Source organism: Streptomyces sp. B5E4 (assembly GCF_039871555.1).
Lineage (GTDB): Bacteria > Actinomycetota > Actinomycetes > Streptomycetales > Streptomycetaceae > Streptomyces.
In genome coordinates this window covers 37,684-50,521 of record NZ_JBDPMI010000004.1, presented here as the reverse complement: position 1 = coordinate 50,521, position 12,838 = coordinate 37,684, and the positions used below count along the sequence as shown (strand labels likewise).

Annotated in this window: 10 protein-coding genes and 2 tRNA genes; 8 read left to right on the top strand and 4 right to left on the bottom strand. The window is 73.9% G+C overall.

Going from position 1 to position 12,838, the window contains the following annotated elements; all coding sequences use genetic code 11:
- Nucleotides 1-23: 23 nt before the first annotated feature.
- Nucleotides 24-1,496 carry an amino acid permease gene (locus tag ABGA99_RS07500; protein WP_347582354.1) on the bottom strand — a complete coding sequence of 491 codons (1,473 nt, stop codon included), beginning with the start codon at nt 1,494-1,496 and terminating at the stop codon, nt 24-26.
- A 349-nt stretch (nt 1,497-1,845) separates the two neighbouring features.
- On the opposite strand from ABGA99_RS07500, the gene ABGA99_RS07495 reads away from it, so the two are divergent.
- From ABGA99_RS07495 to ABGA99_RS07480, 4 genes are all read left to right on the top strand, one after another.
- The gene (locus tag ABGA99_RS07495; protein ID WP_347576517.1) at nt 1,846-2,463 is read left to right on the top strand and encodes a biotin transporter BioY; all 618 of its coding nucleotides are present in this window, start codon (nt 1,846-1,848) and stop codon (nt 2,461-2,463) included.
- Nucleotides 2,464-2,487: 24 nt separating this feature from the next.
- Nucleotides 2,488-2,973 carry a ribose-5-phosphate isomerase gene (locus tag ABGA99_RS07490; RefSeq protein WP_347576516.1) on the top strand — a complete coding sequence of 162 codons (486 nt, stop codon included), beginning with the start codon at nt 2,488-2,490 and terminating at the stop codon, nt 2,971-2,973.
- A 60-nt stretch (nt 2,974-3,033) separates the two neighbouring features.
- Nucleotides 3,034-3,843, top strand: a complete 810-nt coding sequence (locus ABGA99_RS07485) for a DNA-formamidopyrimidine glycosylase family protein (protein WP_347582353.1) — start codon at nt 3,034-3,036, stop codon at nt 3,841-3,843.
- A 145-nt stretch (nt 3,844-3,988) separates the two neighbouring features.
- Complete coding sequence (locus ABGA99_RS07480; RefSeq protein ID WP_347576514.1) at nt 3,989-5,131, top strand: PP2C family protein-serine/threonine phosphatase; 1,143 nt, start codon at nt 3,989-3,991, stop codon at nt 5,129-5,131.
- Nucleotides 5,132-5,258: 127 nt separating this feature from the next.
- Here ABGA99_RS07480 and ABGA99_RS07475 read toward each other — a convergent pair whose 3' ends face one another.
- On the bottom strand, nt 5,259-6,452 hold the full coding sequence (locus tag ABGA99_RS07475; protein WP_347576513.1) for a cation:proton antiporter: 1,194 nt from the start codon (nt 6,450-6,452) through the stop codon (nt 5,259-5,261).
- A gap of 332 nt (nt 6,453-6,784) precedes the next feature.
- On the opposite strand from ABGA99_RS07475, the gene ABGA99_RS07470 reads away from it, so the two are divergent.
- Both ABGA99_RS07470 and ABGA99_RS07465 read left to right on the top strand, forming a co-directional pair.
- Nucleotides 6,785-7,594, top strand: a complete 810-nt coding sequence (locus ABGA99_RS07470; RefSeq protein ID WP_347576512.1) for an ABC transporter ATP-binding protein — start codon at nt 6,785-6,787, stop codon at nt 7,592-7,594.
- The gene (locus ABGA99_RS07465; RefSeq protein ID WP_347582352.1) at nt 7,591-10,146 is read left to right on the top strand and encodes an FtsX-like permease family protein; all 2,556 of its coding nucleotides are present in this window, start codon (nt 7,591-7,593) and stop codon (nt 10,144-10,146) included. Before ABGA99_RS07470 ends, ABGA99_RS07465 begins: the two co-directional genes overlap by 4 nt.
- A 113-nt stretch (nt 10,147-10,259) precedes the next feature.
- Here ABGA99_RS07465 and ABGA99_RS07460 read toward each other — a convergent pair whose 3' ends face one another.
- Nucleotides 10,260-11,399, bottom strand: coding sequence for an acyltransferase family protein (locus ABGA99_RS07460; protein WP_347576510.1), 1,140 nt, complete (start codon nt 11,397-11,399; stop codon nt 10,260-10,262).
- Between the two features lie 622 nt (nt 11,400-12,021).
- Between ABGA99_RS07460 and ABGA99_RS07455 the strand changes: the two genes are divergently transcribed.
- Nucleotides 12,022-12,216 carry a hypothetical protein gene (locus ABGA99_RS07455; RefSeq protein WP_018834270.1) on the top strand — a complete coding sequence of 65 codons (195 nt, stop codon included), beginning with the start codon at nt 12,022-12,024 and terminating at the stop codon, nt 12,214-12,216.
- Nucleotides 12,217-12,324: 108 nt separating this feature from the next.
- Here the strand turns inward: ABGA99_RS07455 and ABGA99_RS07450 are convergent.
- Nucleotides 12,325-12,395 (bottom strand) — tRNA-Gly (locus ABGA99_RS07450).
- A gap of 225 nt (nt 12,396-12,620) precedes the next feature.
- Between ABGA99_RS07450 and ABGA99_RS07445 the strand changes: the two genes are divergently transcribed.
- Nucleotides 12,621-12,694: transfer RNA gene (locus ABGA99_RS07445), tRNA-Pro, on the top strand.
- The last annotated feature ends 144 nt before the right edge of the window (nt 12,695-12,838 follow it).

The window sequence follows — 12,838 nt, the reverse complement described above, 5'->3', positions numbered from 1 at the left end:
GTCTCGCAGGTCCGATGGCGAAATCATGTCATGCGGGTACCCCCGCGGCGGTGCTGACGTACCAGGCCCACGACGGACAGCGCCACCGTCAGACCCGCCGTGGTCAGCAACTGGGTGCGGGAGTCCGGCTCGCGCAGCATCAGCACCAGGATCCCGCCGATGGCCGCCAGCGCCGCCCAGGTCAGGTACGGGTACGCCCACATCCGTACCGTCAGCAGCTCCGGTGACTCGCGCTCCAGCCGGCGGCGGGTGCGCAACTGGGCGGCGGCGGTGAACGCCCAGACCACGAGGATCGCGGCGCCGACCATGTTCAGCAGCCACTGGAAGAGCGTGTCGGGCCAGCGGTAGCTGAGCAGCACGGCGGCGAAGCCGAAGGAGCAGGTGGCGACGACCGCGCGGCGCGGCACGCGGTGGGTCAGCCTGCCGAGGAAGCGCGGGCCCTGGCCGCGGGCGACCAGGGAGTACGCCATGCGCGAGGCGCCGTAGATGTTGGCGTTCATCGCGGACAGCAGCGCCACCAGCACCACGACGTTCATCACCTGTCCCGCGGCCGGGATGCCGAGGTGGTCGAGCGCGGCGGCGTACGGGCCGGACCTGACCGCCGGGTCGTCCCACGGGATCAGCGCGACGACGACCAGCATGGAGCCGACGTAGAAGATCGCGATGCGGTACATCGCGGTACGCACCGCGCGGGCGACGCCGCGCCGCGGGTGCTCCGACTCGGCGGCGGCGATGGTCACGTTCTCCAGCCCGCCGTACGCGAAGACGGAGGCGAGCAGGCCGACGAGCAGCCCCTCGGAGCCGTTCGGCAGGAAGCCGTCGCCGTCGCCGGTGAGGTTCGCGGTGCCGGGCGAGCCGGTGCCCGGCAGCAGGCCGAGCACGGCGAGCAGGCCGAGGGCGAGGAAGGCGGTGATCGCCGCGACCTTCAGCCCGGCGAACCAGAACTCGGCCTCGCCGAAGTTGCCGACCGCCGCCAGGTTCGTGACGCAGAAGACGGCCATGAACAGCAGGACCCACATCCAGGACTCGGTGCCCGGCAGCCAGCCCGTGACGATCTGCGAGGCGCCGATGGCCTCGGCGGCGACGGCGACGCCCAGCAGCGTCCAGTACATCCAGCCGGAGGTGAGCCCGGCCCACGGGCCCAGCGCCCGCTCGGCGTGCACGGAGAAGGAGCCGGAGGCGGGGTGGGCGGCGGACATCTCGCCGAGCATCCGCATCACGAGCATGACGAGGAGCCCGGAGACGGCGTACGCGAGGACGATGCCGGGGCCGGCGGCGGCGATGCCGGCGCCGGAGCCGACGAAGAGGCCGGCGCCGATGACGCCGCCGAGGGCGATCATCGTCAGGTGGCGCTGCTTGAGGCCGGTGCCCAGGTCGGACGGTACGGGGACGGCGGCCGGTGTGGTGGCGTCGGCGGGGGAGTCGGCGGGGGCGGCGCCGCTCACGGCGCCCGCGGGGGCGGCGGCGCCGCCGTCGGCGTGGGGGGATGCGCTCATGCTCGTGTCCTGGGGGTAGTGCGTGGGGACGATTCAGTCTGCGGCACCGCGCCGGGCGCGCGCCGCGGCCGGCGAGCCGGCGTTGGAGGGGTTCCACAGCGGGAGTCGGGCGTACGGCCGGGCAGTTGGCCCGGCACGAAACCCGATCACGGTGTGGCGTATCTCACGTGACCTGCTCGGATGCCGGAATCACGGCCCCGGGGCCGGTAGCCGCGGGGGTGCGGGGGAGTGACAGGTATGTGCGGCGTGGATTGGCACCTTTCCACCGTGATCGGCCCGAGGCCGTCGGCTAGCGTACGAGCGTCCCCGTACCCCGTGGATGACCCGCGAACCGAGACCGGAGAACCCGATGAGCACTGCCGCCGTCTCCTCCCCGCACCACGCGCGCCCCGGCGCCGTACTCGCCGACGTGCTGCCCGCCTCGACCGCGGCCCGCGCCCGGCTGCGCGACATCGCGCTCGTGGCCGGCGGCGCGGCGCTCACCGGCGCCGCCGCGCAGCTTTCCGTGCCCGTACCGGGCTCGCCGGTGCCCGTCACCGGGCAGACCTTCGCCGCGCTGCTCGTCGGCGCCTCGCTGGGCACCGGGCGGGCGTTCCTCTCGCTCCTGCTCTACGCCGTCGCCGGCGTGGCCGGGATGCCCTGGTTCGCGGAGGGCTCCTCGGGCTGGGGCATGCCCTCGTTCGGCTACGTCCTCGGGATGCTCCTCGCCGCCGGGGCCGTCGGCGCGCTGGCCCGCCGCGGCGGCGACCGCGACGTGTGGCGTACGGCGGGCACGATGGTCCTCGGCAGCGTCGTCATCTACGCCGTGGGCGTGCCGTATCTGGCGTTCTCGCTGAACGTCCCCCTCGGCGAGGCGGTCTCCCTCGGCCTCACCCCGTACCTCCTCGGCGACGCCCTGAAGGCCGCCCTCGCGATGGGTGCGCTGCCGGCCGCGTGGCACCTCGCCGGGCGTGCGCACCGGGGCTGACCCGGGGCCCGTAGACTCCGGGCCATGCGCGTGTACCTCGGCAGCGACCATGCCGGCTACGAACTCAAGGAACACCTCCTCGCCTGGCTCCGGGAGCACGGGCACGAGCCCGTCGACTGCGGCCCGCTGATCTACGACGCCGCCGACGACTACCCGCCGTTCTGCCTGCGCGCCGCCGAGCGCACCGCCGCCGACCCCGGCAGCCTCGGGGTCGTCATCGGCGGCTCCGGCAACGGCGAGCAGATCGCCGCCAACAAGGTCGCGGGCGTGCGCTCGGCGCTGGCGTGGAGCGAGGAGACGGCGCGGCTGGCGCGCGAGCACAACGACGCCAACGTCGTCAGCGTCGGCGCGCGGATGCACACCCGCGACGAGGCCACGAGCTTCGTCGAGGTGTTCCTCGCCACCCCGTACACCGGCGAGGAGCGCCACCAGCGGCGCATCGACATGCTCGGCGCGTACGAGCAGAGCGGCAAGCTCCCCGACGTACCGGCGCACCACCCGCAGCCGTAGCGGCCGCACCGGGCCCGACGGCCGGGACGAGCGGAACAGGACAGGACCGAGAGGGGGCGTATGCCTGAGGGCCACACCATCCACCGCCTGTCCGTCGAGTACGGCGTCCGCTTCGGCGGCCGGGCGGTCCGCGCGGCCAGCCCGCAGGGCAAGTTCGCCGACGGGGCCGCGCTCATCGACGGTTGCCGGCTCACCGGCACCGACGCCCACGGCAAGCACCTCTTCCTCGGCTTCGGGCCCGTCGGCCACCTCCACGTCCACCTCGGCATCTACGGCAAGGTCGGCTTCGGCGACGGCCCCGCGCCCCCGCCGGTCGGCGCCGTCCGGCTGCGGCTGGCCACCGGCGCCGGCTATGCCGACCTGCGCGGCCCCTCGGCGTGCGAGCTGGTCACCGAGGAGGAGAAGGACGCCGTGCACGCCCGGCTCGGCGACGACCCGCTGCGCGCCGGCGACGACGGCGAGGCCGCGTGGGAGCGGATCTCGCGCAGCCGCGCGCCCGTCGCCACCCTGCTCATGGACCAGCGGGTGATCTCCGGCGTGGGCAACATCTACCGCACCGAGGTCCTCTTCCGGCACGGCATCGACCCGTACCGCGCGGGGCGCGACCTCGGCCGCGCCGCCTGGGAGGCGGTCTGGGCGGACCTGGCGGTGCTGATGCGCGAGGGCGTCCGCACCGGGCGCATCGACACCGTACGGCCGGAGCACCTGCCCGAGGCGATGGGCCGCCCGCCGCGCGTCGACGAGCACGGCGGCGAGGTCTACGTCTACCGCCGCGCGGGCCGCTCCTGCCACCTCTGCGGCACCGACGTACGCACCGCCACGCTCGCCGCGCGCAACCTCTTCTGGTGCCCCACATGCCAGCCCACGTGACCCTCGTCCCAACTGCGTCCGCGCAGGCCCTCCTTCGTTCAAAACTCCGTGAATTCGCATACGATTCCGGCAGTGCCGCCCGAAGAGTGCGGTCGGCACGCCGTGAATCGACGCCCGGCGCGGCGGGTGGATAGGGTCCCGGGGCATGGCCGGAGGTGCGGGTTCCACCTCGCAAGCGGCCCGGTGGCACAAGACGCTGCACCGGGTCCGGGTCGGCGTGCGCAGGGCCGGAGTCGACTACTTCCGCGGTGAGGGCTCCGACTGGCTCGCCCTCGTCGTCCTCCTGCTGACCATCCCGGCGCTCGCCGCCGGCACGATCCTCTCGCCGGCCTGGGTCTCACCCGCCGCGCTGGTGCTGCCGATCTTCATCGGCGGCCTGGTGCTCCGCCCCGCCAGCCTCCTGGCGCTGTACGCCGGGTCCGCCACGGCGCTCATCGTCGAGGCGATGCTCCTCGGCCCGTACGCCGACGGCCCGGCCCGGGTCACTCCCGGCACCGTGCTCGTGATCGCCTCGGTGGGCCTGACGGGGCTGACCGTCGCGCAGTTCCGCAGCCGCGTGGGCGTCCCGTGGCGGCGCGGCGGCACGATGCTCTTCGACCTGCGCGAGCGGATCCGGGTGCAGAGCAAGCTGCCCCGGCTGCCGCGCGGCTGGCACGCGGAGATGTCGCTGCGCCCGGCCGGCGGCCAGTCCTTCTCCGGCGACTTCGTCGTCGCCTCCCGCACCCACGGCGGCCACATCCTGGAGGCCGTGCTCACCGACGTCTCCGGCAAGGGCATGGCGGCCGGGTCCCGGGCGCTGCTGCTCTCCGGCGCCTTCGGCGGGCTGCTCGGCTCGCTGCCGCCGCACGACTTCCTGCCCGCCGCCAACGGCTATCTGCTGCGCCAGGAATGGCAGGAGGGCTTCGCCACCTCCGTGCACCTGGTGCTGGACCTGGAATCCGGGGACTACGAGCTGTTCTCGGCCGGGCACGTGCCCGGCGTGCAGCTCAGCGCCGGCACGGGCCGCTGGGAGGAGAAGGGCGCGGAGGGGCCGCTGCTGGGCGTGGTGGAGGAGGCGCAGTTCGACCCGCTGAAGGGCACGCTGCGCCGCGGGGACGTGCTGATGCTGTTCTCGGACGGCCTGGTCGAGGCGCCGGACCGGGATCTGACCGAGGGCATGGACCGGCTGATAGGCGAGGCGGACCTCTATGCGTCGCGGACGTTCCGGGGCGCGGCCTGGCATCTGATCGAGAAGGTGGCCAAGGACGTCAAGGACGACCGGGCGCTGCTGCTGATCTGCCGCGAGTGAGGCGTACGGGCCCGGGTGCGCGGCCCGTCCCGCCGGACCGCCGGGCACACCGCCCGGGGCGGGCGGACGTGCCGGGACCGGGGCGCTCGCGCATCGCCGTCGCGCGCGTACGCCCCGGTCCCCGCGGTCACTTGGCGCCGGCCGGCTCCGGCTCCGGTTCCAGTGCCGCCGTGCCTGTGGGCGGGTTGCCCCCGGGCAGGATGCGGGCCAGCCAGTGCGACCGTCCCGCCGCCAGCGGCGCGAGCACGGCGAGCACCAGCACGTACCCGGCGATGAACGGCGACAGGCGGCGGTCGAGCCCGGCCGTGGCCGCCATCGTGGCCAGGATCAGGGCGAACTCGCCGCGGGCCAGCAGCGTCAGCGCGATGTTCGAGGCGGGCAGCGCCCCGAACCCGTACAGCTTCGCGGCGGCCAGGCCCGCGCTCACGTTCATCACGATCGTCAGCAGCACCGCGAGGGCGACCGGGGCCGCGACCGAGGGCAGGTCGCCCGGGTCGATCGAGAGCCCGAAGCCGAAGAAGAAGATGGCGCCGAAGGCGTCCCGCAGCGGGTGCACGAGCGTACGGATCCGCTCCGCGGACGTCGTACTGCCGAGCATCAGGCCGACCATGAACGCGCCGATGGCGTCCGCCACCCCGAACCACTCCGAGATCCCCGCGACCAGCACCGCGGCGCCGAGGAAGGAGATGACGAGCAGTTCGTTGTCGCGGGTGTCGAAGAGCCGGCTGACGACCTTGGTGCCGAAGCGCGCGATGGTCGCCAGGACCAGCAGGAACGCCATCGCCTTGCCGGCCTGCAGGACGGCCTCGCCGGGGCCTTCCGCGCCGGACAGGACGGGCTGCAGCACGGCCAGGTAGAGGGCGAGGAAGATGTCCTCGATCACGATGATGCCGAGGATCGGTTTGGTCTCGCCGTTCCCGATCCGGCCGAGGTCGACGAGGATCTTCGTGACGATCGCGGACGAGGAGATGCCGAGCACACCGGCCAGCACCAGCGCCTCGGACGTGCCCCAGCCGAGTGCGAAGCCGAAGCCGAGTCCCGCGCCCACGTTGAGCAGCAGATAGATGCCGCCCGCCACGGCCATGCGGCGACCGCCCGACTTCAGGTCGTCCATGTGGAATTCGAGACCGAGGTAGAACAGCAGCAGGACGAGGCCCAGAGCGGTGAGCATCTCCAAGTCGTGCGGGTCCTTGACCAGCACGATGCCGGGGGTGTTCGGGCCGAGCAGGATGCCGGCGAGGATGAAGAGCGGGATGGTGGGCAGCCCGATGCGGCTGCCGATACGGGCGAGAATGGCGGCCGCCATGAAGGCGCCGCCCATGGCAATCAAGGTGTCTGCGTGTCCGATGGGTTCCTCCCGGGGTCGTGGGGACGGCCGTTCCGGGACCTGAGCCCTTTACTTACTTTACCTCATTGTTGCCCTGGCAATTAATCCGTCGGGCACGGTTTCCCCGCTCTTCGGCCGCCCGCCCACCGCCCGTCGAAGGCCCGTCCCCCCGCGCCACCTCGGGTTAACCCCACCCCGCGTCCGCCGGTAGCCGCCATGGCCGGGGCCCCGCCCCGCTCCGTAGCGTCGAGAGCACGACGACCGGGGCAACGGCCCCGGTCACGACCACGGTGCCCGGTGCACGGCGCGGACGAAGGGCGGACGACATGCGGCTGCGGACCAGGGGAGAGCGGCAGGACCACGGGGCGCCCGCCGCCCCCGGCCACGCCGTCGAACTACGCGGCGTACAACGGCGCTACGGCCGCGGCGCCGGCGCCGTCCACGCGCTGCGCGGCATCGACCTGGCCCTGCCCCGGGGCACGTACACCGCCGTCATGGGCCCCTCGGGATCCGGCAAGTCCACGCTCCTGCAGTGTGCCGCGGGGCTCGACCGGCCCACCGCGGGCTCGGTGCTCCTCGGCGGTACGGAGCTGACGCGGCTCGGTGAGAACAAGCTCACCGAACTGCGGCGCAGCCGCCTGGGGTTCGTCTTCCAGGCGTTCAACCTGCTGCCGTCGCTGACCGTCTCGCAGAACGTCCTGCTGCCGATGCGGCTCGCCGGGCTGCGCGCCGACCACGCGCGGGCGGCGGAGGTGCTGGCGCAGGTCGGCCTCACGGCGCACGGCAGGCGGCGTCCCGCGGAGCTGTCGGGCGGCCAGCAGCAGCGGGTGGCGATCGCCCGCGCGCTGGTCACCAGGCCGGACGTGATCTTCGCGGACGAGCCGACGGGGGCGCTGGACACCCGCACGGCGGCGGAGATCCTGGCGCTGCTGCGGCACGCGGTCGACGCGCTGGGTGCGACGGTGGTCATGGTCACGCACGACCCGGTGGCCGCGTCGTACGCGGACGTGGCGCTGTTCCTCGCCGACGGCGCCCTGGCGGGCAGCCTCCAGCGGCCGACGGCGGAGCAGGTCGCGACCCGGATGACGACGCTGGACCCGCGGGGCGCGGGCCGCGCGGCGGAGCCGGCGGCGTGAGCGGCGGGCTGCCCGGGGCGGGGGCGCGGGCGCGTACGAACGGGCTGGCGCGGGCCGCGCTCCGGTTCCGTCCGGCGGGCTTCGCCGGGACGTTCGTCGCGCTGATGATGGCGGCGCTGATCGTGTCGGCGTGCGGGATCCTGCTGGAGACGGGCGTACGGGCCTCGGTGCCGCCGGAGCGGTACGCGAACGCGCCGGTGGTGGTCGCCGCGGACCAGCGGGCGCACATGACGGTGGGCAGCGGCGACGGCGCGTACGACGCCTCGGAGCAGGTACCGGACCGGGCGCGGGTGCGGGCGGACCTGGTGGAGCGCGTCGCGTCCGCCCGGGGCGTCGCGGCAGCGGTCCCCGACGTCACGTTCCCGACCCGCCTGGCCGCGGCGGAGGGCGGGCCGGACGGCCCCGCGCTCACCGCGCAGGGCTGGGGCTCCCACGCCTTCACCGGCACCGCGCTGACCGCGGGCTCGGCACCGGGGGCGGACGAGGTGGTCCTGGACCGCACGACGGCCCGCGCCGCGGGCGCGGACGTGGGCGACCGGATCGCGCTCGTACTCCCGTCCGGCCGGAAGGAGTTCCGCGTCTCCGGCATCGCCGCCGCGTCGGCGCGGACCTCCGGCGCCGTCCACCTCGCCGTCCACCTCGCCGACAACACAGCCGCGCGGGCTGCCGGGCACCCGGGGCGGTTCGACGCCGTCGCCGTGCTGGCCGCCGAGGGTGTCGGCGCCGGGCAGCTCGCCGACGCCGTGCGCGGCGCCGTGGGGGAGCGGGCTCAGGTGCACACCGGGGACGCGCGCGGGGGCGTGGAGGACACCGGGGTCGCGGCGGCCGAGGAGCTGCTGACCGGGCTCGGCGGCTCGTTCGGCGGCATCGCCGCGACCGTCGCCGTCTTCACCGCCGCGGGCACCGTCGCCCTCTCCGTCGCGCAGCGCAAGCGCGAGTTCGCCCTCCTCCGGGCCATCGGCGCCACCCCGCGGCAGATCCGCCGCTCCGTGGCCGCCGAGGCGCTGCTCGTCGCGCCGGTCGCCGGGCTCGCCGGGCTGCTGCCCGGCATCGGGCTCGCCTCCTGGTGGTTCGGCCAGCTCAAGGACCGCGACGCCGTGCCCGCCGCCGTCGACCTGCACGTCTCCGCCATCCCGCTCGCCGTCGCCGTGGGCACGGCGCTGCTCAGCGCGCTGGCCGCCGGCTGGGCGGCCTCCCGCAGGCCGGCGAGGACCAAGCCCGGCCAGGCCCTCACCGAGGCGTCCGTGGAGCGGCTGCGCCCCGGGATCATCCGTACCGTCCTCGGCCTCGGCGCCCTCGCCGGCGGCATCCTGCTCAGCGGCGTCGCCGCCCGCTCCGCCGGGGACGACGCGGCGGAGGCGGCGCTCGGCGTCGTGATGCTGTTCATGCTGGCCGTCGCGCTCCTGGGGCCGCTGATCGCGCGGCTGGCCGCCGGGCTGTTCGGCCTGCCGCTGCGCGCCGGCGACGCCAGCGCGGAGCTGGCCGCCGCCAACTCCCGTACGAACGCCCGCAGGCTGGCCTCCGCGATCACGCCGATCGTGCTGGCGACCGCCTTCGCCTCGGTGCTGGTCTTCATGCACACCAGCGAGGACCACGCCACCGCGACCCAGCAGCGCGACGGCGTCACCGCCGACCACGTCGTCACCCATCCCGCCGGGCTGCCCGCCGACGCCGCCGAGCGCGCGGCGCGGCAGCCCGGGGTGGACGCGGCGGTGGGCGTGCTGCGCTCGGAGGTGCTGGTGCCGGTCGGGGGCGGGGGCGACCGGTGGCTGCAGGGCGCGACGGCGCAGGGCGTCTCCGGCGACGGGCTGGCCCGCGTCCAGGACCTCGACGTACGCCACGGGGCGCTCGACCGGCTGCACGGCACCGGCACGGTGGCGCTCGACGAGAACCTGGCCCGCTCCGCGGGCGTCGGCGTCGGCGAGCGCGTCGAGCTGCGGCTGCCGGACGGCACGTCCGAGAAGGCCGAGGTGGTGGCCACGTACGGGCGGGGTCTGGGGCTCGCCCAGGTGACGCTGGACCGCGCGGCGCTGGCGGGGCACGTCACCGCGGGGTACGACACGGACCTGCTGGTCAGCGGCGGTCACGCCGCCGACCTCGGCGCGCTGGGCGGCGCCGGTACCGCCGTGACCGACGCGGCCGGCTACGTACAGCAGCAGGACGTCGACCGCAGCCTCAACCGCTGGGCGAACTTCACCATGGCCGGCGTGCTCGGCGGCTTCGCCGCCGTCGCCGCGGTCAACACCCTCGTCATGACGGTGCTGGACCGCCGCCGCGAGCTGGGGATGCTGCGGCTGATCGGCTCCACCCGGCGCCAGGTGCTGGGCATGATCCGCTGGGAGGGACTGCTCGTCGGGGTCGCGGGCCTGGTGCTGGGCGGGGCCATCGCGGCAGCGACGCTGGTGCCGATGGTCCGCGGGATCACCGGCGGGGATCCGTACCTGCCGCCGCTGACGGTCGCGGCGTTCACGGCGGGGGCCGTGGGGCTGGGGCTGCTGGGCACCGTGCTGCCGGCCCGCGCGGCGCTGCGGCGGACGGAGCCGGCCGGCTGACGGCTCGCGGCCGGACGGACGCCGGGCGCGGCCCGTACCGGAAGGCGCACGCGAGCGGCCCGGGCCGCCCTTCCACGGGGAGGGGCGGCCCGGGCCGCGTGCCGTACGGGACGTCAGCGGGCGGCGGTCGCCCGCTCCGGTTCCTGGGTCTTCTCGGCCGCCGCCGGCTGCGCGCGCGGCGAGCCGCCGCGGTCGCCGCCGTCGTCGGACCTGAACAGCCAGTTCATCTTCGGCTCCATGGCCCACCGGAACATCTGCCGCACCGGCGGGGTGCACAGCACCGTGATGATCGCGATCGCGATCGCCGTCACGGCGATGGCGCCCAGCGGCGTGTGCGCGAAGTCGTTGTCGTACCAGCCCCAGAAGCGCGAGCCCTTGGCGAGGAACCCGTGCAGCAGGTAGCCGTACAGCGTGCCGGCGCCCAGCACGGTGAACCACATCGTGCGCCGCGGCACCCAGGCCAGGAAGCACGCCGTGAGCACCAGCGCACAGCCGAACATCGCGAACGTCATCACCGGACCGGCCCAGATGGGCGCGCCCAACTCCTGTGCGGAGTCGCGGTGGTAGAACCAGCCGGCGTTCATCCGCGGCACCGCCCAGTACGCCACGACCGCGGCCATCAGGCCCACGGGCACGGACAGCAGCCGCATCTCGCGTCTGCGTACCAGGTCGAAGTGCTCCGGCTTGAGCATCAGACCGAGGACGAAGAAGGGCATGAACTGCAGCACGCGCTGCAGGTCGAGGTCGTTGCCGACGGTGTCGCTCATGGAGGCGGCGGTGGCGATGACCAGGGCCAGCGGCACCGGCCAGCGCACCGCCTTCCACAGCGGTGTCGTCATCCGCCAGACGAACAGCGCGATGAGGAACCACGTCAGATACCACGGATCGAGGATGCTGATGCGGTAGCCGGGGACGTCGCCCGCCCAGCGGTTGAAGAACGTGTACGCGGTCTCGAAGATCACGTACGGCACGAGGACGCCGGTGACCAGCCGCTGCACGCGCCCCGGGCGGCCGAGGTCGAACGAGCGTGACATATAGCCGGAGATGAGAATGAACGCCGGCATGTGGAACGAGTAGACGAGCATGTAGAGCGCGGACGCGGCGCGGCTGTCGTCGCGCAGCGGCTCCCACGCGTGGCCGAGTGCGACCAGCACGATGGCCAGGTACTTTGCGTTGTCGAAGAAGGGGTCGCGGGTCTTCGGCTTGCCGGATTCGCCGGCCGGACGAGCCGCGGTCTGCGGCAGATGGGTCACGAAGCCTCCAGGTACGAGTCCGGCGGCGGAACCCGGAACCGCACCGGCGGGTTGGGGTCGAGGGGGGATCGGAACATCGTCGGCACCCTAGCGTCCGAGTGTCGGGCCCGTAAATTCGAAGTCGGCATCGGTAATTTCCGCACGGTGATGGTGGGCAGCGAGGTCAGCGGGCATCATCGTATGCCAGGTTTGTCCTGAATGAACCGGACATAGACGTACGAAACTTCAGTGTGTCCGGTGATCGACTTTCAGCCGGATCCGGCTGTCCGCGGGCCACTCGAATGGGAAATTCCGAACGGTGGGAACGTCCGTCCGCGTACCGCGTATTACGTATATCCGTGCGCCTGGAACACGGAATTCGGATTCGGCGCTCCGGTTTCCCCCGGCCCGGCGCCGGGGATGGTCCGCATGGGCGCACCACCGGCGCGGAGGGCGTGCGGCGTCCCGCGTACGGCGCTCCGCGTGCGCCGCGGGCGCAGATCGGTGTAAGGGGCGCGAGATATCAGCCAGTTGGGCATCTCACGCACCCCCGTGCACCTCTTGGTGGCACGATGGATCCACCGGGGTGTGCGGGCGGCGGGTGCCCTGGGTGGGTGAACGAGAACCTAGGGGTGATCAGGGCGTGGCTATCTCACTGTCATTGGTGCTGCTGATGGGGATCATCCTGGTCGTGCTGATCCGTGGCGGCTCGATCAAGGTGGGCCCGGCGATCGTTGCGGTGCTCTTCGGCTTCTTCCTGGCGTCCACCAGCGCCGCACCGGACATTCAGGACGCGCTCGACGAAATAAGCCAGAGCATCAGCGACATCGGCACCTGACGGTGTCCCCGGGGCGACCCGGCCGCCGCGCACACGACAACGGCCGGGGCCCCGGCCTGCACGCGTCCCGACGGACGCGGCGCGGCCCGGATCCCGGCCGGTTCAGCGAGCGGGTGACGGGAATCGAACCCGCGTAGCCAGCTTGGAAGGCTGGAGCTCTACCATTGAGCTACACCCGCAGGCGCCACCGCGGCGGGTGGCACGCCCTGCATCGTAGCCGCTGCGCCCCCGGTCCCGCACGCCACTATGCCTCCGGGCCTCCGGCCGCGCGTGCACGCGCGCGTGCCGCCGCATGTCGCGTACAGGCGGCGACCCCGGCCGGGCACGGGCCGCGTGCGGTGTCACCAGGGACGTAATCGGCCGCGCCGGGGCTGTGCGGGCATGTACCCTACTGCTCGCACATGCGGGGTGTGGCGCAGCTTGGTAGCGCGTCCGCTTTGGGAGCGGAAGGTCGTCGGTTCGAATCCGGCCACCCCGACCGCGCGGCAGGGACCTTCGTCGCGAAGGTCCCTTATGGGGAGCGGACCCGGCACCGGTACTATGCAAGCTGCGTTCCTGCGTGCCTGGACCGGGCCGCTCCACGCTTCTGCCGGAAGCCGGACGCAGCCACGAGAAAGTCCAG